Here is a 22,220-nt window from a genome sequence, read left to right as displayed (position 1 = left end):
GATTGATGACAATACAAAAGTAGAAGTGGCCTACGCACAGGATATGCGTAGTGAAAATGTTTTACTTTTAACCCGAAAAACAACCGTACCATGCCCAAAAACAAAGACGCCCTTTCCCGTTACCGCTGGCTGGACGAGCGCCTCCGCAACAAGCGCGTTCCCCATCCCAGCCTGGACGACCTGGTGGAATTCGTGTCGGAGAAAATGGACAAAACCATCGCCGTTCGCACGATCCAGAAAGACATCGAGGACATGCGCAACGATCCCGATCTGAATTATTTTGCGCCCATCGTGTACAACCGCAGCACGCGCAAGTATCAATATGAAGATGAAAACTACTCCATCGGTAATGTTCCGATAGACGAAGCCGACCTCCAGGGCCTGGAAGTAGCCATCGGCATCCTCGAGCAGTTCCGCAGCCTGCCCGTCATCCAGCGGTTCGAAGACGCCATCCTGAAAATTGCCGCCAGCGTGAAGATGAACCGGCAAGACCTCGAGAACCGGGGCCTCATCAAATTCAGCCGCGGCTCCCAGTACAAGGGCGCCGAGCTCATTCCCGACATCGTAGACGCCATCAAAAACCTCGAAGTCATCCGCATCGCGTACCAGACCTTCGACCGCACCGAGCCCAAGGAACATTGGGTGGAGCCCTATCACCTCCGCGAATACAACCACCGCTTCTACCTCATCGGCAAAAGCCAGAAATCGCGCGGGGGAACGGTGCTCACCTTTGCGCTCGACCGCATCGTCAACCACTGGCCCACCAACGATAAATTCGACGCCAAGAATTTCGACGATGCCGCCTGGTTCCAGAATGCCATCGGCATCACCGTGGCAGAGGGAGACCCGGAAGAGATCGTGCTTTCCTACACACCGCTGCAGGGCAAATACGTGAAAACGCAGCCCATGCACCCATCCCAGGAAATCCTTATCGACAATGAAGAAGAATGCCGCGTGAAGCTCCGCATCGTCGTGAACCACGAGCTGGTGATGCTGCTCCTCAGCAGCGGGGCCCGCGTGAAAGTGTTGCAGCCGCAGCATCTGGCAGACAAGATCAAACAGGAAGCGGCCGCCATGCTCGGCCGGTACCCATAAAAAAACCGCCCGGGGCTTTCGCTGCCGGGCGGTTTCATTTTGTATGTGCTGTGCTTATTTCGCGGGAGTTTTCGCGGGCTTTTCGAGGATGCTCGCGGTAATTTCCGGGTTCAGCTCCACTTTGCTGATCACCACCTTCGTTTCCATCGGCGCCTGTTCGATCACCGACGCATACACGTAGCCATCGTCGGTTTTCTTGAACTCGCTCATTTTGGTCACGAGCTCCATCTGCTGGCCCTGCATGCTGGCCGTGCTTTGGCGTTTCGTGATGTAGTAAGTGGCCGGATCGATGAAGTAATAAGCTACGGAACCGTTTTTACGGGTGAGTTTCAGTTTAAAGGTTTCCTTTCCATCGGTATTGTCTTTCCCTACCAGTTCTACCGTATGGCCTTTCGCTTTGGCGTTCACCAGTTCACCTTCGAGGTCGAGCTCGGAGCCCACGTCTTTCATATCTTCCGCGGAAGCGTCTACCGGCTCCGTCTGCTGCTGAACGGGAAGGAGGAACCAACCACCCGTGGGCGTTGCCACCTGGATGTTTTTGGTGCCCATGGCTTCGAATTCCACGCGCATGCCGGTATTGCTGATCACAGACACCTTGAAGGGAAATTCCATGCCCTGCACCTGCAGCTGGCCTTCGGAAATCATTGACTTAATGCTTTTCAGTTTGGCTTCGCCGCCCATGGCAGCCTGGTGTTTGCTGATCACTTCATCAGCTGTTTGTGCCTGAACGTTCAGGGCTGCTCCCGAAAGGGCTATGGCAATGGTTAACCCGAGAATTCTTTTCATTTGTAGAGGATTTTGATGATGGATATTATGACCACAAATGTATCTTTTCCCCGAAACTGGCAAAATCATTTCACTTCGATTTAACAGTTTTTACCGAGTTTTAACCCCATGAAAACATGGCAGCTCGCAGGGAACCTGGTCGATATTCCCGGCAGAAAAACATATCCCGCGGTCATTACCATCGCCGATGGCCGGATCGCGGACATTGTTCCGGCGGATGGGCCCGTCCCTCCCCGCTACATCCTCCCCGGTTTCGTGGATGCCCACGTTCATGTGGAAAGTTCCATGCTCATACCCTCGGAATTTGCGCGGATGGCCGTTGTGCATGGCACAATAGGCAGTGTGTCTGACCCGCACGAGATCGCCAATGTCTGTGGCGAAAAAGGCGTGGAATTCATGCTGGAAAACGGCAGCCAGGTACCCTTCCGCTTCTGCTTCGGCGCCCCGTCCTGCGTGCCCGCCACCATTTTCGAAACGGCGGGAGACGCCATCGGGGTGGAAGGTGTGGACCGGCTCCTGCAGCGCACCGATATCTACTACCTGTCCGAAATGATGAATTTCCCCGGTGTGTTGCAGCACGATGCCGAAGTGATGGCCAAGATAGCCGCCGCCAAAAAATATGGCAAACCGGTAGACGGACATGCGCCCGGCCTCCGCGGAGATGCCGCCGCACGATACGCATCCGCCGGCATCAGCACCGATCATGAATGTTTTACGCTGGAAGAAGCGACCGACAAACTCGCCGCCGGTATGCACATCCTCATCCGCGAAGGCAGCGCCGCACGGAACTTCGAAGCCCTGAAACCGCTCATTTCCACCCATCCGGGAAAAGTAATGTTCTGCAGCGACGACAAACATCCCGACAATCTCGAAGAAGGCCATATCAACCTGCTCGTGAAGCGGGCCCTGGCGAAGGGGCACGATATCTACGATATCCTCCTCGCCGCCTGTATCAATCCCGTGCTGCATTACGGCATTCCCGCGGGGCTCCTCCGGAAGGGGGACCCGGCAGATTTCATCCTGGCCGACAACCTCACCGATTTCAATATCCTCGAAACCTGGATCGGCGGCGAACAGGTGGCCGCTGCAGGCAAAACCCTCATCCAGCCGGTACCCGTGGAACCCATCAACCGTTTCCACTGCACCGCGAAAACAGAAGCGGATTTCCGGGTCCCCGCTCCGGCGGCCGTTTCCACGGTAAAAGTGATCGAAGCGCTGGATGGCCAGCTGATCACCCATCCCCTCACTTTCCAGCTCACCGCCGAAAACGGCTTCCTCCACAGCGATGTTTCGCAGGACGTGCTGAAGATCGCCGTCGTGAACCGCTACCAGGACGCGCCGCCGGCATTGGCGTTCATCCGTAATTTCGGGCTGCGCTCCGGCGCCATCGCTTCCACCGTTGCGCATGACAGTCATAATATCATTGCCGTAGGGGCAGACGATGAAAGCATGCGCCGCGCGGTGAACGCGCTCATCGGCGCGGAAGGCGGCATTTGTGTGATCGACGGGAACAACGAATTCATCCTGCCGCTTCCCGTGGCAGGACTGATGAGCGCCGGCGACGGCTACGACACGGCGCGCAGGTACAGCCAGCTCGACAAGGCCGCAAAAGCCCTGGGCAGCAAGCTGGACGCGCCTTTCATGACCTTGTCGTTCATGGCGCTGCTCGTCATCCCCCACCTGAAACTCAGTGACAGGGGGCTTTTCGACGGAGATCAATTTGCATTTACGGAGGTAGCGACGGCTTAGGCTTCAGACACCCAGAGCGCACCGTTTACACTGTCGCGCGGGGCGCCGGTAACCGACGAAAGGATGTTGGGCTGCTGGCGCCAGCGGAGCGCGCCGATCAGCGCCATCACGAGGGCTTCCTTGTAGGCGGCCGTTTGCTCGTCGGGCACTACGATGGTGATGCCCAGCGGATCGAGGCGCGCGTCGATGGATTCGATGAGGAAACGGTTGAAAGCGCCGCCGCCCGTTACGAGCATACTTGCGCCTTGTGTGGGCAATTCCAGGCTTTTTACGGCAGCTTCGATCTGCGTGGCGATATGTTCCACGTAGGTCCGCAGTTTACCCTGGACAGACAGCGTATGCCCTGCGATGATGGGCAATACGGTTTCCGTACCGAAGTCGTTTGCGAGCGATTTCGGGAAAGGTTGCGCGTAATACGGCAGCGCGTTGAGCTGGTTGAGGAGCGCGTTGTCGGTAACGCCTCCGGCCGCCAGGGCGCCGTTTTCGTCGTACGCTTTGCCGAGCTGCTGCGCCAGCGCGTCGAGCACGCGGTTGGCGGGACAGATGTCGAAAGCGCGGTAGGTTTCACCGTTTTTAGCGGAGATATTGGCGATACCGCCCAGGTTGAGCAGGTAGCTGAAGTCGGAAAAGAAGAGTTTTTCGCCGATGGGGACGATGGGGGCGCCTTGTCCGCCGAGGGCCACGTCTACGGCGCGGAGGTCGCTGATGACGGGGAGGCCGGTCACCGCGGCGATGGTGGCGCCGTCCCCCAGTTGGGCTGTGGTGTTTTGTTCGGGGATGTGGAAGGTGGTGTGCCCGTGCGAGGCTACGAAATGGATTTTATGATGCAGGCCATTGCGGTCGATGAAATCGTTCACCTGTTCGCCGGTGAAACGGCCGTAGGCGGTGTGCAGGAGCTGGTAATCACGGGCGTTGAGCCGGGTGGCTTCGGCCAGGGAGGCTTTCAGCTGATCGGTGTAAGGGATGCATTCCGCGGCGTGGATCTGGTAAGACCATTGCCCGCTCACTTCCGTCAATTCCGCATAAACTACATCCAAACCATCCAGCGAACTACCTGACATTAAGCCGATTACGTGATAAACCATTTCAAAAATTTTAACAAAGATAATGGAAGGCCGGATCATTTTATGGAATCGGGGCGGTGGAGCGCATCCGTAGGGAAACAAACCTCCCGACCATGAAACGCATTCTCCTGCTATGCGCCATCTTATTGGCGTGCGGGCAACTTATTGCCCAAAACGTACGCATCTCCGGTAAAGTGATCGATGCAGATACCAAAGATCCCATTCCGGGTGCTACCATCCTGGTCATACCCGCAAAATCCGGCACGGCCACCAATGAAAAAGGCATTTTTTCGATCCAGGTACCGCAAAAAAACTTTTCGATGGAAGTGAAAGCTGTGGGATATGAAACCTGTGTGAGAAAGTATTCCTCCTCCGATACTTTGTATCTTTTCGAATTGAAGCCGCAAAAGCAGGCATTGCAGGAAGTAGTGGTGACGGGATATGCGCCGCAGCGGAAAGTATCGTATACTGCCTCCAGCACAACTTACTCATCGACACAAATCTATGGCAGCAGGAGCGCGGACATCCGCATCCGGGGGAATGTGACGATCGATTCTCGTGACGAGTTTTCTCCTGTCAGGGACAACCGTTTCCAGTATGTGAAGCAGCAGCCGCTGAGCACATTTTCCTCTGATGTAGACAGGGCTTCGTTCTCGCTCGTCCGCAGTGCGCTGGATATGGGGCGGTTCCCGGACAAGGACGCCGTTCGGGTGGAGGAACTGATCAATTATTTCGACTATGGATATGCGCAACCGGCCGATGGCGCGCCGGTGGCGGTGCATGCCGATCTGGCGCAGTGCCCCTGGGCCCCGGCGCACCAGCTGGTGCGGATCGGCATCCAGGGAAAGAAAATCCCGGTGGAAAATCTCCCGCCCTCGAACCTCGTGTTCCTCATCGACGTGTCTGGCTCCATGAATGCGCAAAACAAGCTTCCGCTGGTGCAACAGGCTTTCCGCCTGCTGGTGAAGCAGCTGCGGCCGCAGGACCGTGTGGCCATCGTGGTGTACGCAGGCGCAGCGGGCGTTGTTTTGCCATCTACGCCGGGCAACCAGAAAGCGACGATCCTCACTGCCATCGATCAGTTGCAGGCAGGCGGCAGTACAGCTGGCGGAGCGGGCATCAAACTGGCGTATGCTACCGCCAGGGAAAACTTCGCCAAAAACGGCAACAACCGCGTGATCCTCGCTACGGACGGCGATTTCAATGTGGGCATCTCAAGTGTAGGCGATCTGGAAAGCCTCATCCAACAGGAACGGGAAGGGAATGTATACCTTTCGGTGCTGGGTTTCGGGATGGGCAATTACAAGGACAACCGGCTCGAAACGCTGGCTGACAAAGGGAACGGGAACTATGCCTATATCGATAATTTCGAGGAAGCGCGCCGCACTTTCACCACGGAATTCGGCGGCACGCTGTTTACCATTGCCAAAGACGTGAAGCTGCAGGTGGAATTCAACCCCGCCAGGGTGCAGGCTTACCGGCTGATTGGTTACGAAAACCGGCTGCTGGCGGATGAAGATTTCAACGACGATAAAAAAGACGCCGGCGAGATGGGTTCCGGCCATAGCGTGACGGCGCTGTACGAGCTGGTGCCCCCCGGCGTGAAGCTGACAGACGCTACCGTGGACGCGTTGAAATATCAACTGCCGGAAACTGCGGGCACCATTTCCAGCGGGGAAGTGCTGACGGTGAAGGTCCGCTACAAAAACCCCGGCGGCGGCCGGAGCAAACTGATCTCGCAGGTGCTGAAGGGAACAGCCGTACCGATCGCCGCCAGCCCGGAAAGCTTCCGTTTAGCCGCATCCGTGGCGCAGTTCGGGATGGTATTGCGGAAGAGCCGGTTCGCGGGGACGTCGAGCTACGCCTCGGCGCTGGAGCTTGCCGGCGGGTTGAAGGGGGCCGACGAAGAGGGGTACCGGAGCCAGTTCATCAGCATGGTGAAACAGGCAATGGCGTTGGCGGACATGGCGCGGAAGGAATAATGTTATCAAAGGGAAAAAGCGTCCCCGGTAGCGAAAAAAGTGCTATTTTGGCGTGAAACGCAAAACAGCAGGGTTATGATTATCAATCTGAGTGACACCAACTCACTTGTGGGCGAGTGGATGAGCGAGATCAGGGACGAAGTGATCCAGTCAGACAGGATGCGGTTCCGCCGAAACCTGGAAAGACTGGGTGAAGTAGCAGCCTACGAGATCAGCAAAACGCTGATGTATGTAGACAAAGAGGTTGAAACTCCGCTGGGAAGCGCGCATGTGCAGGTGTTGAAATACCAGCCAGTGATCGGGACCATCCTGAGAGCGGGACTGGCCATGCACCAGGGGCTCGTCAATTATTTCGACAAGGCCGACCATGCGTTCATTTCCGCCTACAGAAAGCATAACCGCGACGGTTCATTCGAGATCAGTTTGGAATATGTGTCCTGTCCACCGCTGGACGGGAAGGTGCTGATCCTGAGCGACCCAATGCTGGCTACCGGGGCTTCCCTGGTAAAAACGATCGAGCATTTGGCAGAATTCGGCAAACCCGCTCATATTCATATCGTTACGGCGATTGCCTGTACGATCGGGATTGAGTATGTGCAGCGGACTGCGGATGCGAATATCAGCATTTGGGCGGGTGATATCGACGATGAGCTGACGGCCAAGGGGTACATCGTTCCTGGCCTGGGCGACGCCGGCGATCTGGCGTTCGGGGAGAAGGTGCAGCAGTAACAAAAGGTAATTATCCGCGTTTAACAAAAAAGACACTAGCTAACAGTATATCGGGCGATTCCGCAAGGCTTTGCAAATGGGTCTGTTTCAATGCGCTGCATTGTTATATAGATTTAATTTGAAATATAAAATTGATTTTCTACCTTAGCATTGTATAGTGTCCCTATCAGCCTTTAACCGATGAAGTATTGAAATGAAAAAACTACTACTCCTATTAACCATAGCCCTTTATGCATTCAGCCCTGCAAAGGCGCAGGATCCGCACTTCACGCAGTTCTTCGCGTCTCCGCTTACGCTGAACCCGGCGTTTACGGGGTACTTCTCCGGCGATCTTCGTTTATCCGGCAATTACCGCAGCCAATGGCGCAGTATTGCGTCTCCGTACGTGACGGGCACGCTGGCGGCTGATTTCGGCATCCTGAAGAACAGTATTCCCTATACGGATACCTGGGGCGTGGGTATTTTGGCGTTGTACGATAAAACCGGCGCGGGCGCGCTGACGTCCAACTTCGTGGCGTTGAGCACGGCTTACCATAAAGGACTTGATGTGGAGGGGAACCATACGTTGGGGCTGGGCGTGCAGATGGCGTATGCGCAGAAGCGGGTAGACCAGACCAAACTGATTTTCGAACAACAGATCGGCGATAACGGGTACGATCCTTCCCTGCCCAGCGGCGAAACGATCATGAACCCGAACATCGGTTATCTCGATTATAATGTGGGCTTGCTGTATAGCGGGCTGGTGGGAGAATCTTCCAACATTTACCTGGGCGCTTCCTACTATCACTTCACACAGCCTACCGAAACTTTCCTTGATAACAACAACAACCGCCTCAGCTACCGCTATACGGTGCATGGTGGCGGTTCTTTCCCGGTAAACGGCGGCAACCGCATCCACTTCAGCGCGCACTACATGCGGCAGAACCAGGCGGTAGAAACCACGATGGGCGCGGCTTACGGCTTCCTGCTGAATGATATGCCCGATGCGCCGACCATCTTTTATGTAGGTTCCTGGTTTAGGTTGAAAGATGCCGTCAACCCATATGTAGGCCTGGAATTCAGCAGTTTCAAAGTGGGTTTGAGCTATGACCTGAACGTATCTACACTGAAGCCCGCTTCCAATTATCGCGGTGGTATGGAACTGTCCGTGATTTACATCGGTAAGCGCGGAGATAGCAATAAGAACGGTACGCTTTGCCCGAAATTCTAAGTTAATATTTTTACATAAGCAGCGCCCACGCCCGGTTTCAGGCGTGGGCGCTTTCTTTTCCCCGACCGCAGCATGCTTGCCTGGCGGCACGAATGAAATCGTTGCTTGCTTACTCCATGTAAGGTTGGACGAATTCAAAACCAAGGATATCGTTCGTAACCAGCCGACCGACGGAGAACTGTATGCAGTTGAGAAAATCATTATTTGAAAGGATGAATGTGGAGCCGTTTTTCTGCCTGGTTATCTTGTAAGCCCTTTCCCTTTGCTGACCCATTTGCTGCCGCGGATGGAGAAGCGATAGGGCAGGTACGCGTCTTCCATGGCATAGGCCACACCGACGCGGGTGCCGGCCACGATGTCTTTCGCTGCAATGGCGGGAGCGTCTTCTATCCAGATTTTATTGCCGAGGAGGCTTTGTCCGGTGAGGGCGGTGTTGATCCCGAGGGCGCGGGAGAGGCTGCCGGGGCCTGCGGTGAGGGTGTAGTCGAGTTTGGGTTTGGCGGTTCTCCGGAGCATTTCGGGGATACCGTCGAGGGGTTCGAGCCCGCGGACGAGCACGGCGTGGGGCACTTCCTGGAGGTTGGTGACAACGTTAAAGAGGTGGTGGATGCCGTAGCAGAGGTATACGTAGGCTACGCCGCCTTCGCCGAACATGATTTCGGTGCGTTGGGTGCGGCGGTTATTCCAGGCGTGGGAGGCCCTGTCTACCGCTCCGTTGTAGGCTTCCGTTTCCACGATGCGCCCGGATGTCCGGATGCCATCGATTTCCGTTACCAAAACCTTTCCCAGCAGCGCTTTCGCTACTTTCAGTACATTTTTTTCGAGATAAAATGCTTGATCGAGTTTAGGCATACTGAAAAATAATACTAATTTACGTTCGACCCATCCGTTGCTTGAGCAAAACTCCAGTACATTTTTTGCTACCATTATAAAAAAGCGAACGTTGTTTTCATTAAGAGAAGTACTAGGCGCCATACAGTCTTATGGTGTTGCCCATCGTTTCATCACTGAACATCGGCTGTGGAAGTGGATTTTGATCCCGGGGATCGTTTACTGCCTGATGTTTGTGGCGGGGATTATATATGTGTGGGATTATTCCGGCGTGTTCATCGATTACGTGCTGAACCTGTTGACGTTGAAAACGTGGATCGAGGAATTGCAGAACGGACTGGTGAATTTTCTTTTTTTGCTGGTGGGGTTCGCAGTGAGGATGGTGTTCCTGATCATGTATTTTTCCTTTTTCAAATACCTGTTTTTGATAGTGGGGTCTCCGCTTTTCGCGTATTTGTCGGAGAAGACGGAGAGCATTATGCAAGGGAAGGATTTTCCTTTTAGCATGGCGCAGCTGTTAAAGGATTTGTGGCGGGGGATCCGGTTGTCTTTACGGAATTTATTGTACCAGACGGCGTTGATGCTGATATTGGCGATATTGGCGTTTGTACCGATTTTGGGGTGGTTGACGCCGTTGATAGCGATGCTGGTGGAATGCTACTATTTCGGATTTTCGATGATGGATTATAGTTTCGAGCGCCGCCGCTGGACGATGCGGCAGAGCATCGCATATATCCGTCAGCATAAGGGCATGGCGATGGGGAACGGGGTGGTTTTCTACCTGTTCCTGTTCATCCCGGTATTGGGATGGTTGCTGGCGCCCTGCTACGCGGTGATTGCGGCTACCATACATTTGCAGCAGCAACGGCTGCCCATGGGGACGGCCGAGTAATTTTGATGGAGATGAATTCCCTCCTTGCGACTGTTTTGCGAGGAGGCTATACTTACCAAGTCCGATCATAGTTTGCGGATCACAGCGCGGACTATCTTAAAATCACCCGCAGCAACAATCCCACACCCCTGAAAAAACGAAGCCCCCTTCACTTCAGCCCACCGAATCCTCCCTGAATTCCTATCTTTGCCGGAATTCGGGATCAGGAGCGACAGACAAGCAATGGAAGGACAAAAGCCGCATTCAACGAAATCATCGCGTCCCTTTTGTATGCAACTGAGCATGTCGAAGGATGTCGAAGCATGTCGAAGCACAACACATTGCTTAACCAACGGCTGCGTTCGCACACTCTCCAGCCCCGAACCCTAAAACATCGATTATGTCTCAAAGCGGGAAACTATATCTCATTCCGACGGTCCTCAGTGCTGATGCACTTTTCAGCCTCCCTCCGTACATCACGGACACAGTACGGCAACTGCGCATTTTCTTCGTGGAAAATGAACGTACCGCCCGCAGGTTCCTCAAAGCCCTCGACCGCTCCATCGATATAGATAGCCTCCAGCTCCTGCTCATGAACGAGCATAATCCCCCCGACACCGCCAGGGCAAAAAAACTCCTCCAGGAAGGCCATTCCATCGGTGTCATCAGCGAAGCAGGATGCCCCGCTGTCGCCGACCCCGGCAATCTCGTGGTGCAAGCCGCCCACCAGGTGCTGGCCACCGTAATACCCCTGGTTGGCCCCAACTCCATGCTCCTCGCGCTGATGGCTTCCGGCATGAACGGCCAGAACTTCCAGTTCGTCGGCTACCTGCCCGTAAAACCCCTCGACAGAGCCAAAGCCATCAAAGACCTGGAATCCACTTCCGCGAAAAAACAACAAACCCAACTCTTTATCGAAGCACCCTATCGCAACAATCAATTGCTGAAAGACATACTTCAAAACACCAGCGACCGCACCCTCCTTTGCGTAGCCGCAGACCTCACCGCGCCAACAGAATACATCCGCACACAAACGATCGCCCAATGGAAAAAGGATACTTCCGATTTCCACAAAAGACCGGCGATCTTTTTACTGTATGCCGGGCAGTAATTCCCGGCGGACTACTGAAACCCGCTACAGATAAGGCTCATGCAGAAAGCTTAATTCTTTCTTCTCCAATCGGCGCGCTTCACAATGTTTTCTCAGCGCATCTTCAACTTCCGCCCTGTTAAAAGGCTTGAAGACCGGCTTCTCCAGCAATTCCAACCCCGTAAGCCTTCTCAACCAGTTAGGCAGCCAACGCCCCTTTTTGTATTCAGTCATCCGCTTCTCGAATGCTTCGAGCCGCCGCCTGTGCTTAAAATCCTCTGGCCAGTCGTCGGCAAAAAAAGCGATGAAATAGTCTGTCGTATCCAACCTCGGCAACGAACGCGAACGCCGTTCCCACTTGTCCATGATCCAGCACATGCGATAAAAATCAACAAAATCCCTCAGCGTCTCCTGGTAAATTTTACGTAGCAGTAAATTCATATATCAAATGAAATATTAAACAAATAATGTAGGGAACAATTGCCGCCAGTCCCCAATAAAACATCCAACGATAATATTTCTCCTTCCGCTTAGTCATACCTGCTATTACCGTCAACAGATTCATCATATCTCGGAGGTAATCTTTCATCAACATCCGTTCTATATCTCCCTCATCCATTCCCGCCGCCGCCAGCTTTTTTTGCAAATCTGTATAAGTACCCAACGGCTCCGGCAACACCGACTCCCGCGGCATGATCAACCTCCCCGCATAAATCATCGACACCACCAACATACCCAGCAACAGCCAATAACAGGCGAAGTACACCCAATGCACCTCCCTCCCGGATTTGAACAAATCCAGCGTTATCGGCATCAAAAAAATCGCTACCGCAGAATAAATAAAAAGCAAATGGGTCAACTTATCCGTATACCGCTGATATGCACCCACATACTGCTCCAACCGGCGCTCATGGATCGCAATCAGCTCCCCGATCTCAAACAAGGACTTCACGTAAATGGATTTTTAACAAACAATCATTCAACGCCAATTATGACGGTAGAGTAAAATTAAGTCGTATTGCGATCGGGTAAGGAATTAAAAGGCGAGAATATCTCCGAATGGGAAGAGGATATCTCCGAAAAACGGAGGGATAAAAAAAGCCGGACCTTTTCGCCCGGCTTTCTCTGTTAAAAAGATGTTTTTCGCTCACCCGTTTTCGGGTCGGTCACAGATATCACACTGTCCACAATGAAATTACTATACCCGCGCCAGGGCAATGCCCCCAAATGCTCCCGGTAATGCAACTCCAACAACTTCCCGCTACTGCCCATCAGCAACTGCGCCACCTTCTCGTCTGTCACCGAAAACTGGAACTCGTTCGACTGCACCCCACCCAACGTCTGCGGCTTAAACCCAGACTGGATCAGCCGCCCTTCATACGTTTTCCAGATATACCCCTTCTCCACGAAGAAGTTCAGCTCCCCCGCCTTGGTACCCCGGCCAAACACAAAGTAATACCGGTAATAAAAGAATCCTCCCAGCACCACCAGGATGATCAACACAATAATGAGTACGAATTTTTTCATATCAGGATTATAAACCGTATTTATCAACCAAATAGATCAACGCCCCCATGCCCACGGCTCCCATTTCCAACTCCCGCTTGTTCACCGCCTCAAATGTATCCGATGCCGCATGATGAATATCAAAATAACGTTGCGAATCGGGAGAAAGTTCAGCCATCGGAATGCCGAACGCCCGGCCCAACGGCGTAATATCCACCCCGGCGCCCACTTCATCGAAATCATACAACCCGTAAGGCTGCAGCAACGGCGTCCAGCTCTTCACCCTGGCCCGCTGGGCATCCGTCATTTCCATGATGAAACCCCTGGGCGTAAATCCCCCCGCATCACTTTCGAGCGCAAACACATGCTTTTCATTGTTTTCCTTCGCAAGCGCCGCATACTTCACACCCCCGCGCGTCCCGTTCTCCTCATTGGCGAACAACACCACCCGGATCGTATGCCTGGGCCGGACCCCCAGCGCCTTGTAAGCCCTCAATATCTCGATCGACTGCACCACGCCGGCACCATCGTCGTGCGCACCCTCGCAGTTGTCCCACGAATCGAGGTGACCGCCAACCGTTATATATTGATCGGGGAACTCACTGCCGCGCAATTCTCCGATCACGTTATGACCGATCGTATCCGGCAGCATTTCGCAGGTGGTTCGAAGGAAAACCTGCATCGTCGGGTCGTTCACGATCCGCTGGCTCAGCCGGTCGGCGTCTTTCAACCCGATGGCCACCGCGGCGATCTTCGGGAAGGAATCGTTGTACCGCGTGCTGCCGGTATGCGGGTGATTGTCCATACTATGGCTCATCGACCGCACAATCACCGCCACCGCACCGTATTTCGACGCGCGGCTGGGCCCCTGGGCACGGAATTTCACGGCATCGCCGTAACTATGGAATGTTTTGACGAACGTGGGGTTGAAGGGATAGTTATAAAACACGATCTTCCCTTTCAATTCACTTTTCCGCGCTTCCAGTTCGTCGAAAGATTTTATCTCGATCACCGGCGCCGTTACACCTTTCTTTCCCGTTCCCACGGAATTCCCCAGGGCGAGGATGTTCAGCGGCGGCACGAAATCGCGCCGGCGGCTCACGATGCGGGCCTGTTCCTTTTCGCCCCGCACCCAATGCGGCACCATACATTCCTGGGTAAATACTTTGTCGGCCCCCGCGGTCTTCAACGCTTCGGCGCCCCATTTTTCGGCCTTTACCATTTGCGGCGAACCGGCCAGGCGGCCACCGATCTGTTTGGTCAGCACCCGCAGGTTCTCATACGCGGTACTGCGGGTCAACACCTCGTCTGCCAGGCGGCGGATGGCGAGGGAGTCTGACGCCTGCGCACTGGCGGATTGCACCGAAATGCAGGCCAGCACAGCTAAAATTGGCTTCATCATGTTTAGATCCGGATTTACGGGTTTAAAGCTAACTAATTTTAAAATACTTACCTTAGCAACTCATTAAATCCATTCCCGGATGCGCATTGGAATTGTATGCTACCCTACCTACGGCGGTAGCGGCGTATTGGCGACGGAACTGGGCAAGGCCCTGGCCGACAAGGGGCACCTGGTGCACTTTATCACCTACCAGCAACCCGTCAGACTGAATGCTTTCCACGCCAATATTTATTATCACGAAGTTCAGGTCCCCACATATCCGCTGTTCGATTTCCCGCCTTATGAAAGCGCACTCAGCAGTACGATGGTGGACGTGATCCTCAATCAGAAACTCGACCTGCTCCATGTTCACTACGCCATCCCCCACGCCTCCACGGCATATATGGCGCAGCAGATCGTTGCCAAGCAGGGCCGGCATATCCCTTTCATCACCACGCTGCACGGCACAGATATTACGCTGGTGGGGAAAGACAAGACCTACGCGCCCGTAGTCACCTTTTCCATCAACGAGTCTGACGCCATCACGGCCGTGTCCAACAACCTGCGGGACGAAACCTACAAATCGTTCCCCATCGAAAAGGACATCTCGGTGATTTACAATTTCGTGGATACCGCGCGCTTCAAACGCCGCGAGCTCCCCCATTTCCGTCAGGCCATCGCCCCGAACGGCGAAAAGATCCTCCTCCACGTATCCAACTTCCGCAAAGTGAAACGCGTTCCGGATGTGGTGAAGGTCTTCCGCCAGGTGCGCGACGTCATGCCCGCCAAGCTCCTCCTTGTGGGCGACGGGCCAGACCGCCCCATGATCGAATGCATGTGCCGCGAAATGGGCCTGTGCGACGATATCCGGTTCGTAGGGAAACAGGAGCAGCTGGAAGATGTAATGTCGATCTCCGACCTTTTCCTCCTCCCGTCCGAATACGAATCTTTCGGCCTCGCCGCCCTGGAAGCCATGGCCAGCCAGGTGCCCGTGCTGTCGTCCAACGCCGGCGGCCTTCCCGAGATCAACATCGACGGCGTCACCGGCTACTCCAGCCCCGTGGGCGATGTAGACCAGATGGCCGCTCATGCGATCGCCATCCTGCAAGACGAGAAACTCCTCGCCTCCCTGCGCGCAGGCGCCCTCGAACAGGCGCTCCGCTTCCACATCGACAATATCATCCCGCAATACGAAGCGTTGTACGATACCGTGCTCCAGCAATCCGTAGTTCGCAACTAAACGCGGCAAGAAATAAAAAAAGAGCGACGGCATTCCGTCGCTCTTTTTTTATTCCTGGAAACCAGGTGACTGTTATTTTCTGAACCAGGTATTGGCGTTCTGCAGTTTATCTACTTTATAAATCTGCACTTCCACCACACCGGCGCTTTCTTCATCGTTGGTACGGGCGGTACCGATCACCTGGCCGGTGGTTACCGACTGACCGGATTTCACGCTGAAACCGGAAAGGCCCACGTAGTTGGTGAAATACTGGCCGTGTTTGATGGTGATGGCGTAACCGCCGCCGGGGATGGCGAACACGGAGCGCACCTGCCCGCTGAACACGGCTTTCACGTTGCCGCCTTTGCGGGTGGCGAAGATCATGCCGTCGTTTTCTTCGGTGATCTTGATATCCGGGTTTTTCTGGATGCCGAAGTAACCGATGATGGAACCGGTTTCCACGGGCCAGGGGAGTTTTCCCCTATTGCTTTCGAAGTTTTCAGAAAGGGCGGCAGCTTCCGGCGTGGCTTCCAGTACGTTGTACACGCGTGTCGGCTTTTCAGGCGCCGGAGCCGGGGGCTCGGGCTTGGTTTCCGGAGGCGGGGGCGGCGTTTCCGGTTTATTGTTGGCCGCCGTGTTGTTATTATTGTTCGCCGCATTCTGCGCCGCCGCGGCTTTCGCAGCTTCGCGGGCTGCGGCCAGGGCGCGCTGGCGCTCTTCTTCCTTCCGTTTCTTTTCCGCTTCGATCGCTTTCTTCCGGGCCAGTTCTTCCGCTTCGGCTTTCTTTCGCGCCGCTTCGATCTCCTTGCGGATCACCGCGCGGATGAGGTCCTGCACTTTCTTCTGGTCGCGCTGTTTCTGGGCAATGTCTTGCGCCAGTTCCTTTTCACGTCCTTTCAGCTTGCTGATCACTTCGTCTTTTTCCTTCCGGTCTTTCTCGAGGGTCTCGCGTTCTGCCTGCTCTGTGGTAAGCGCTGTGGAACGTTTTTCGCGCTGGTCCTGGAGGTTTTTCACCTTCACCCGCAGCTGTTCCTGCGTTTCGATGATATTATCGGCCTGCCGGCGACGGAAATCGCGGTATTGCTGGAGGTATTTATACCGTTTAACGGCGTCATTGAAACTTTTGGCGGAGAAAATGAAGTTCAGGAAAGCGTAAGAGCTCCTGTTCTTGTACGCCGCCACTACCAGCTGCGCGTATTGTTCCTTCAGCGTATCGAGGTCGCGCTGCAGGGTTTTCACATCGCGCAGGGCGGTGTTGATATCCCCGTTGATGAAGGTGATCTCTTCGTTGATATTGCGGATCATCCGGGTGCGCACGTCGATCTTGTTGCGCAGGGCGCGCAGCTGACCGAGGTTTTCCCGGCTGGATTTTTTCGTTTCCTTCAACATATTCTGCGCGTCCTCCATTTCCTTCTGGAGCTCACGCTTCCTCCGCTCCAGTTCCTCCCGGCTCTGGTTCTGCGCATGCAGCATACCCGGCGCCAGTGCCAGCACCAGGATAAGTAACGGGATGAACTTTTTCAATTGCACCATATTTATAGTTCCGAAATGATGTTTATAACGTTAAATATACAACGAAATTGTGTTCTATTGGCGGGTGTAAGACGACGGAATGGGGAACGGGAAGCTCACGGGCTTGTTGAATTCCATCTTCCGGAAGTCGAGCGCCACTTTCATGACCTGCTTTTCCTCCACGTAAATCTTCCGCTGGAAAGCCAGTTTCCGGCCTTCCACCGTCCTGAAATCGCCGTAGGTCAGCTCCACCACCCTCGGTGTTGGCCGCGAGCCGTCGGCATCGGTAAGTTTTACCTGCTGGATCGCGTAATCGTCGGCAAACACGTTGAACTGGCTCACGAGGTCTTTCATCTTCGACATAAACGAAACGATCGACTGGGTGCGCACTACCTGCCCTACGGAATCGCCGAGGAAAACGGGGTTCCCTACCAGGAGGTCCTGCAGTTCGGTGAGGCCCATTTCCAGTTTCATCAGTTCTTTCCCTTCCGCCGTGCTGCGCAGCATCACCGTACCTTCCAGCCGGTTGGTCACTTTAATGCTGTCCCGCGTGATGAGGATCCGGGCGCCTTCCACGTTCAGCGGGCCGCCGATGCGGACCCAGATGGCGCTGTCGTACTGCATCCGGATGTTCACCCCGAGGTTATTGCCCTTCTTCCCCCGGTCGTCTTCGAAATCCATTTTCACATCGGCCGTGAACGTTTCGTAAGACACGCGGTTGCCCATCACCTTTTCGCGGATTTCGCGGGCTTCGGCGAAGGCTTTTTCCGTGTCCACCGAATCGGGGCGGGCAGCGGGAGCGGTAGTGTCTGACGGAAAGGTGGCGCGGGTGATGCGCGTGGAACGGCAGGAAAATAGTGCCAGACTGATCAGCGATGCAACAATTGGAAGTTCTATTTTACGATTCATGATTCAATTCGACGATTTTTTTGCGCCCGCCATTCAACGGTCGATGTTTTTGATGTAACGCTTCTCCGCGATCTTGCGGGCGAGGCCATGGGAATTGGCCCCTTTGGCCTTGGCCAGCTGCCAGAATTGCATGGCTTTTTCCTTTTCGTTCAGGTTGAAAAGAATGTCCCCATAATGCTCCAGCACGTCGGGATCCTGTTGCGCGTCGGAAAATTCGAGCGCCTTTTCGATCCACAGCTTTGCATCGCGGTAGCGGCCGAGGCGGAAAAGTATCCATGCGTAGGTGTCCATGTAGGTGGGACTGTCCGGCTTCAGCTCGATGGCCGTCCGGGCGAGGGATTCGGCCTTTTCGAGTTTTTCGCCGCGCATAGACAGGTAATAGCTGTAGTTATTCATGACGATATGGTCTTTCGGCCGCATGCCCAGCACGATCTCGTAACAGCTGTCGCTCCGGCTATGGAGGCCGCTGGCATGATAGGTGTCTCCCAGTAGGGCGTACACATCCGCTACGAAGCGTTTTTCGCCGCCGATCCCGAGGGCGCCGTTGAGCGCGAAGGCTGCGGCATCATATCGTTGTTTGAAATAATTGGCCAGCCCGTTGAAATAATATCCCATGAATTCCCGCGGGAACTGCTGCATAACGTGGCTGCTCACACGGAGGAGGGAATCGGGCTGTTCGGTCCTGGAATAAAGGTACATGAGCTGGTACCATACGCTGAAGCGCGTGGAATCCAGGTCCAGCGCGAGTTTATAATTGATCAGCGCGCTGTCGGGCACATTGGCCTGCGAGTACATATCGGCCCTCAGCGCATAGGCTTTCGCATCATCCGGGTGCGACTCCACGATGAGGTTGGCCAGCATGATGCCTTCCGCCTTTTTGGTGGTATCGGTTTCGAGCATCTGCAGATAAGGATATACGAAAGATACCTTTTCGTCGATATTGAATTCCGGGTTATGGAAAGCTTTCAGGAGGAATGCGCGGTACCGGGCCTCGTTGCCATTCTTCTTTTCCATGTTGGCGATGGCGATGAGGGCGCGGGGATGTTGCGGATCGATCATGAGGATGGTGTCGTACACGCCTTTGGCCTGGGCGGGCCGGTCTACCGCTTCATATATTTCCGCCAGGAGGCCCCAGTACCGGAGCTCTTCGGGCTCCTGGGCAATGAGGCGCCGCACTTCCGCAGCCGCATGATCGGGCAGATCGAGCCGCATGAAAATCCGCTGTTTCTGGAAAACGATCTCGTCGTTCAGGCCCACGCGCGCTTCGAGAGTATCGAAAATAGCGATGGCTTCGGCGAACTTGCGCGCCTTCGAGAGGGAAAGCCCTTTGTTGAAAAGGAGATCATCGTCCTGCGGGCTCGCTTTCATGAGCCGGTCGTACACCACGGCAGCGCTGTCGAACATTTCGTTGACGGAGAACGCTTCGGCCAGCGCCATCTGGTACCATTTGTTGGTGGAGTCCATGGCGGCGGCGCGCCTTGCGAAACCGAGCGAATATTGCGGGTTGCGCGCTTCCATGAACAGGCGGCTCAGTTCGTAATAAACGGCCGCATTATCGCGGTTGAGGCGCAGATAGTCGGAATACTGCGTGATGGCCGTCTTGTAATCGCCGAGCATTTTGGAACGCTGCGCAGCAAAGAAAAGACTGTCCGCCCGCTGCGCCAGGATTTCCTGTTGCAACGGAGCAGGGATCAGGGTGGCGCTTTTGCGCTGGCTGCCGCAGGAAGCGGCGATCATCCCCGATAATGCCAGGATCAGTATGCCGGTAATGCGCATGCTCAGGATTTGCCGGTATGACCGAATCCGCCTTCACCGCGAACGGTATCGCTCAGTTCCACGACTTCGGCAAGCGTAGCCTGCACGAAAGGAGCGATCACCATCTGCGCTATACGGTCGCCGTGCTGGATGGTTTGCGGTTCGGTGGATAAATTGATGATGATGATCTTGATCTCTCCCCGGTAGTCTGCATCAATCGTGCCGGGCGTATTGAGGAGGGTAAGCCCCTGTTTGATGGCGAGGCCGCTGCGGGGGCGCACCTGCGCTTCGAAGCCCGAAGGCAGTTCCATGAAAAGGCCCGTGGGGATGAGGCTGCGCTCCATGGGCTGCAGCGTAACGGCAGTTTCCAGGTTGGCACGAAGGTCCATACCGGCCGCATCCGCAGTTGCGTATGTGGGAAGCGGATTGCCGGAACGGTTGATGATTTTTACTTGAATATCAGCCATTGAACAAAGGTAACAGTTATCGTTAAAAAGGTTATTGCTTTTCGAGGAGCACGTTGGCATAGGCCACCACGCCTTCCTCACGCCCCACGAACCCGAGCGTTTCGGTAGTGGTAGCCTTGATGGAAACGTCTTCCACCGTCAGCCCCAGCCGCTGCGCGATCACTTCCTGCATCTGCGGAACGTACGGTTTGATCTTGGGCGCCTGCAGGCAAAGGGTGGCATCCACGTTCACCACGCTGTAGCCTTTGGCTTTGATCAGCTCGCTGCAACGGGAAAGCAATATTTTGCTGTCGATGTCTTTATAGGTATTGTCGGTATCGGGGAAATGCGTCCCGATGTCGCCCAGGGCCGCGGCGCCGAGCATGGCGTCGCAAATGGCATGCAGGAGCACGTCTGCGTCGCTGTGGCCGAGCGCCCCTTTGCTGTGGGGTACCAACACCCCGCCCAGCCAGAAATCGCGGCCGGTTACCAGCTGATGAAAATCCACACCCAATCCAATCCTTAACTTAGTCATGATCCAGTTTTTTGCTATTCCGTAAAATAATAAATCCTCCAAAAGACCGGAGGATTTATTGCATCTTAAAAAGTATTATGGCAAATATACTATCTATTCCTCATTTGCGCCCAGGTCGAACGTCAGCGAGAAGCGGAGCGTGTTGGACAGTGGGTTGCGCTGGATACCCGTTCCCGAAGGCACGAGGTACGAAAAGTTCAGGCCGAAGATATTGTATTTAACGCCAACACCGGCCGTAAAAAATTTGCGGTTCCCTTTGGATGCGTGCTCGTTGTAATAACCCGCACGAACGGCGAACAGCTCGTTATACCAGTATTCCGCACCTACGGAATACATCAGCTCCTGCATCTCTTCCTTAAACCCGCCCGGCGCATCGCCGAAAGAGCTGAACATCCCTTCCAGCATGCTTTTGTTGGGGAGATAGGCAGAATCGCCCTGGTATTGGACAGACGGCACCATCAGCTTATTGATGTCTGCCGTAAAGGTTACTTTATTGTATTCGTCGATGCCGATGGTATACGCCGCGCCCAGGCCCAGGTTGGTCGGCAGAAAGTCTTTCTGCGCCGATTGGGTGTAGGAGATGCGGTTACCGATGTTGGAGATGGCGAGGCCAGCGCTGAAATTGTTGGTGCCGCCGTTCTTATTCTCGAAATCTTTGGTATAGTAAGCGGAAAGGTCGGCTGCCACGGCGCGCCCGGGGCGGATCGTCTGATCGTTGATCGTACCGCTGGCGAGGCTGGAGTGGATGTAGCGAAGCGTTACGCCCATCGACCAGTTTTCGCTCAGCTTACGGGCATAACCCGCGTCGAAAGCGAACTCCCGCGGCCGGAAGTTCCCGTCGAACTGGCCATTGTTATTCCTGAACTCGATATCGCCGAGGGAAAAATAACGGAGCGATCCGCCGATGGCCTGGTTCTCATCGAGCTGGGTATAACCCGCCAGTTGGGCAAGGAATACGTCGTTCACGAGCTCTTTCAGCCAGGGCGTATATGTTACCGCTACTGCGGATTTCTTTTTGGCAAAAGGAAGTTTGGAAAGGTTCCAGTAAACGGAATTGGCGTCTGGGGAAATGGCAACACCTGCGTCACCCATCGCGCCGCTGCGGGCGTCCGGCGAAATACGCAGGAAAGGCACAGCCGTGCTGATCACATTTGTCCTCCCATCTACAGGATTGGAAGGGTCAAGTTGCGCATTTGCATTGTTGGATAGGCATAGGAAAGAAATGCAAATAACAGCTGTCGATATCCTTGAAAACATGCAATACTATTTAGTTAGCTTAAATGTAAAAATAAGTTCTAATTTATTAAAAGCAATAAACGGGGATGTAACGTATAATATTATGTGCTTAAATATACTCATTTTATAATGTACAAATTAATATAATATCATCTTCCCGCCCAAAATACGTTGGCCGCGCTCTCTATTGCTCAAGCTGATTTGATAGAAGTAAATCCCAGGGGTCAGTCTTGCTCCCGAACCGGCGGCGCCAGTATTCCATGGTACATCCCCATAACGGCCGTTTGCTGTATTTATTGTGCCTTTGATCTGCT

At 54.4% G+C, this 22,220-nt stretch carries 21 protein-coding genes; 8 read left to right on the top strand and 13 right to left on the bottom strand.

Translation table 11 applies throughout. The annotated features are described in order from the left end of the window. Positions 1-90: 90 nt before the first annotated feature. Entirely contained in the window at positions 91-1,095 is a 1,005-nt protein-coding gene (locus WJU22_RS07625) for a WYL domain-containing protein (RefSeq protein ID WP_341842646.1), read from the top strand. 54 nt (positions 1,096-1,149) lie between these two features. On the opposite strand, the gene WJU22_RS07620 is transcribed toward WJU22_RS07625, so the two are convergent. Further along, on the bottom strand, positions 1,150-1,881 hold the full coding sequence (locus WJU22_RS07620) for a hypothetical protein (RefSeq protein ID WP_341842645.1): 732 nt from the start codon (positions 1,879-1,881) through the stop codon (positions 1,150-1,152). A 108-nt stretch (positions 1,882-1,989) separates the two neighbouring features. Here WJU22_RS07620 and ade point away from each other — a divergent pair, with 108 nt between their 5' ends. Continuing rightward, positions 1,990-3,630, top strand: a complete 1,641-nt coding sequence (gene ade / locus WJU22_RS07615; RefSeq protein WP_341842644.1) for an adenine deaminase — start codon at positions 1,990-1,992, stop codon at positions 3,628-3,630. Here the strand turns inward: ade and WJU22_RS07610 are convergent. After that, positions 3,627-4,691 carry an anhydro-N-acetylmuramic acid kinase gene (locus tag WJU22_RS07610; protein ID WP_341842643.1) on the bottom strand — a complete coding sequence of 355 codons (1,065 nt, stop codon included), beginning with the start codon at positions 4,689-4,691 and terminating at the stop codon, positions 3,627-3,629. The two genes, ade and WJU22_RS07610, sit on opposite strands and share 4 nt — an antisense overlap. Before the next feature lie 116 nt (positions 4,692-4,807). Here WJU22_RS07610 and WJU22_RS07605 point away from each other — a divergent pair, with 116 nt between their 5' ends. The 3 genes from WJU22_RS07605 to WJU22_RS07595 all read left to right on the top strand — a co-directional run bounded on the left by WJU22_RS07605 (position 4,808) and on the right by WJU22_RS07595 (position 8,615). Then, positions 4,808-6,676: a YfbK domain-containing protein gene (locus WJU22_RS07605; protein WP_341842642.1), complete on the top strand. Its 1,869-nt coding sequence runs from the start codon at positions 4,808-4,810 to the stop codon at positions 6,674-6,676. Between the two features lie 75 nt (positions 6,677-6,751). Beyond that, entirely contained in the window at positions 6,752-7,405 is a 654-nt protein-coding gene (gene upp, locus WJU22_RS07600) for a uracil phosphoribosyltransferase (protein WP_341842641.1), read from the top strand. A gap of 193 nt (positions 7,406-7,598) precedes the next feature. Further along, positions 7,599-8,615: a PorP/SprF family type IX secretion system membrane protein gene (locus WJU22_RS07595; protein WP_126249370.1), complete on the top strand. Its 1,017-nt coding sequence runs from the start codon at positions 7,599-7,601 to the stop codon at positions 8,613-8,615. Positions 8,616-8,855: 240 nt separating this feature from the next. Here the strand turns inward: WJU22_RS07595 and WJU22_RS07590 are convergent, their stop codons facing one another. Further along, entirely contained in the window at positions 8,856-9,467 is a 612-nt protein-coding gene (locus tag WJU22_RS07590; RefSeq protein ID WP_341842640.1) for a DNA-3-methyladenine glycosylase, read from the bottom strand. Positions 9,468-9,504: 37 nt separating this feature from the next. Between WJU22_RS07590 and WJU22_RS07585 the strand changes: the two genes are divergently transcribed. After that, positions 9,505-10,338: an EI24 domain-containing protein gene (locus tag WJU22_RS07585; RefSeq protein WP_341842639.1), complete on the top strand. Its 834-nt coding sequence runs from the start codon at positions 9,505-9,507 to the stop codon at positions 10,336-10,338. A gap of 379 nt (positions 10,339-10,717) precedes the next feature. After that, positions 10,718-11,428, top strand: a complete 711-nt coding sequence (locus WJU22_RS07580; protein WP_341842638.1) for an SAM-dependent methyltransferase — start codon at positions 10,718-10,720, stop codon at positions 11,426-11,428. A gap of 24 nt (positions 11,429-11,452) precedes the next feature. Here WJU22_RS07580 and WJU22_RS07575 read toward each other — a convergent pair whose 3' ends face one another. The 4 genes from WJU22_RS07575 to WJU22_RS07560 form a co-directional block, all read right to left on the bottom strand. Continuing rightward, entirely contained in the window at positions 11,453-11,848 is a 396-nt protein-coding gene (locus tag WJU22_RS07575; protein WP_341842637.1) for a hypothetical protein, read from the bottom strand. Continuing rightward, on the bottom strand, positions 11,829-12,359 hold the full coding sequence (locus tag WJU22_RS07570; protein WP_341842636.1) for a hypothetical protein: 531 nt from the start codon (positions 12,357-12,359) through the stop codon (positions 11,829-11,831). The genes WJU22_RS07575 and WJU22_RS07570 overlap by 20 nt, the downstream gene beginning before the upstream one ends. A gap of 176 nt (positions 12,360-12,535) precedes the next feature. Then, positions 12,536-12,934: a hypothetical protein gene (locus WJU22_RS07565; protein ID WP_341842635.1), complete on the bottom strand. Its 399-nt coding sequence runs from the start codon at positions 12,932-12,934 to the stop codon at positions 12,536-12,538. Between the two features lie 7 nt (positions 12,935-12,941). Beyond that, positions 12,942-14,315 carry a M20/M25/M40 family metallo-hydrolase gene (locus WJU22_RS07560; RefSeq protein ID WP_341842634.1) on the bottom strand — a complete coding sequence of 458 codons (1,374 nt, stop codon included), beginning with the start codon at positions 14,313-14,315 and terminating at the stop codon, positions 12,942-12,944. 79 nt (positions 14,316-14,394) lie between these two features. On the opposite strand from WJU22_RS07560, the gene bshA reads away from it, so the two are divergent. Next, positions 14,395-15,534 (top strand): N-acetyl-alpha-D-glucosaminyl L-malate synthase BshA, encoded by a 1,140-nt coding sequence (bshA, locus tag WJU22_RS07555; RefSeq protein WP_341842633.1) that lies wholly within the window; start codon positions 14,395-14,397, stop codon positions 15,532-15,534. 72 nt (positions 15,535-15,606) lie between these two features. Here bshA and WJU22_RS07550 read toward each other — a convergent pair whose 3' ends face one another. From WJU22_RS07550 to porV, 6 genes are all read right to left on the bottom strand, one after another. Then, positions 15,607-17,037, bottom strand: a complete 1,431-nt coding sequence (locus tag WJU22_RS07550) for a murein hydrolase activator EnvC family protein (protein WP_341842632.1) — start codon at positions 17,035-17,037, stop codon at positions 15,607-15,609. Between the two features lie 63 nt (positions 17,038-17,100). Further along, complete coding sequence (locus WJU22_RS07545; RefSeq protein ID WP_341842631.1) at positions 17,101-17,934, bottom strand: DUF4292 domain-containing protein; 834 nt, start codon at positions 17,932-17,934, stop codon at positions 17,101-17,103. 33 nt (positions 17,935-17,967) lie between these two features. Beyond that, positions 17,968-19,710: a tetratricopeptide repeat protein gene (locus WJU22_RS07540; RefSeq protein ID WP_341842630.1), complete on the bottom strand. Its 1,743-nt coding sequence runs from the start codon at positions 19,708-19,710 to the stop codon at positions 17,968-17,970. 2 nt (positions 19,711-19,712) lie between these two features. After that, positions 19,713-20,156 carry a dUTP diphosphatase gene (dut, locus tag WJU22_RS07535; protein ID WP_341842629.1) on the bottom strand — a complete coding sequence of 148 codons (444 nt, stop codon included), beginning with the start codon at positions 20,154-20,156 and terminating at the stop codon, positions 19,713-19,715. A 31-nt stretch (positions 20,157-20,187) separates the two neighbouring features. Next, a complete protein-coding gene (gene ispF, locus WJU22_RS07530) occupies positions 20,188-20,670 on the bottom strand; it encodes a 2-C-methyl-D-erythritol 2,4-cyclodiphosphate synthase (RefSeq protein WP_341842628.1) in 483 nt (160 codons plus the stop codon). A gap of 93 nt (positions 20,671-20,763) precedes the next feature. Beyond that, positions 20,764-21,819: a type IX secretion system outer membrane channel protein PorV gene (gene porV, locus WJU22_RS07525; RefSeq protein ID WP_341842627.1), complete on the bottom strand. Its 1,056-nt coding sequence runs from the start codon at positions 21,817-21,819 to the stop codon at positions 20,764-20,766. Between the last annotated feature and the right edge of the window lie 401 nt (positions 21,820-22,220).

This window comes from Chitinophaga caseinilytica, from assembly GCF_038396765.1.
In the GTDB taxonomy this organism is placed as follows: Bacteria; Bacteroidota; Bacteroidia; order Chitinophagales; family Chitinophagaceae; genus Chitinophaga; species Chitinophaga caseinilytica.
The sequence above is the reverse complement of the archived record's forward strand: the minus strand, read 5'-3'. Positions and strand labels throughout refer to the sequence as shown.

Coding starts and splice junctions, on each gene's coding strand:
- WJU22_RS07625 (WP_341842646.1), top strand. CDS start 91: ATGCCCAAAAACAAAGACGCCCTTTCCCGTTACCGCTGGCTGGACGAG.
- WJU22_RS07620 (WP_341842645.1), bottom strand. CDS start 1,881: ATGAAAAGAATTCTCGGGTTAACCATTGCCATAGCCCTTTCGGGAGCA.
- ade (WP_341842644.1), top strand. CDS start 1,990: ATGAAAACATGGCAGCTCGCAGGGAACCTGGTCGATATTCCCGGCAGA.
- WJU22_RS07610 (WP_341842643.1), bottom strand. CDS start 4,691: ATGTCAGGTAGTTCGCTGGATGGTTTGGATGTAGTTTATGCGGAATTG.
- WJU22_RS07605 (WP_341842642.1), top strand. CDS start 4,808: ATGAAACGCATTCTCCTGCTATGCGCCATCTTATTGGCGTGCGGGCAA.
- upp (WP_341842641.1), top strand. CDS start 6,752: ATGATTATCAATCTGAGTGACACCAACTCACTTGTGGGCGAGTGGATG.
- WJU22_RS07595 (WP_126249370.1), top strand. CDS start 7,599: ATGAAAAAACTACTACTCCTATTAACCATAGCCCTTTATGCATTCAGC.
- WJU22_RS07590 (WP_341842640.1), bottom strand. CDS start 9,467: ATGCCTAAACTCGATCAAGCATTTTATCTCGAAAAAAATGTACTGAAA.
- WJU22_RS07580 (WP_341842638.1), top strand. CDS start 10,718: ATGTCTCAAAGCGGGAAACTATATCTCATTCCGACGGTCCTCAGTGCT.
- WJU22_RS07575 (WP_341842637.1), bottom strand. CDS start 11,848: ATGAATTTACTGCTACGTAAAATTTACCAGGAGACGCTGAGGGATTTT.
- WJU22_RS07565 (WP_341842635.1), bottom strand. CDS start 12,934: ATGAAAAAATTCGTACTCATTATTGTGTTGATCATCCTGGTGGTGCTG.
- WJU22_RS07560 (WP_341842634.1), bottom strand. CDS start 14,315: ATGATGAAGCCAATTTTAGCTGTGCTGGCCTGCATTTCGGTGCAATCC.
- bshA (WP_341842633.1), top strand. CDS start 14,395: ATGCGCATTGGAATTGTATGCTACCCTACCTACGGCGGTAGCGGCGTA.
- WJU22_RS07545 (WP_341842631.1), bottom strand. CDS start 17,934: ATGAATCGTAAAATAGAACTTCCAATTGTTGCATCGCTGATCAGTCTG.
- WJU22_RS07540 (WP_341842630.1), bottom strand. CDS start 19,710: ATGCGCATTACCGGCATACTGATCCTGGCATTATCGGGGATGATCGCC.
- dut (WP_341842629.1), bottom strand. CDS start 20,156: ATGGCTGATATTCAAGTAAAAATCATCAACCGTTCCGGCAATCCGCTT.
- ispF (WP_341842628.1), bottom strand. CDS start 20,670: ATGACTAAGTTAAGGATTGGATTGGGTGTGGATTTTCATCAGCTGGTA.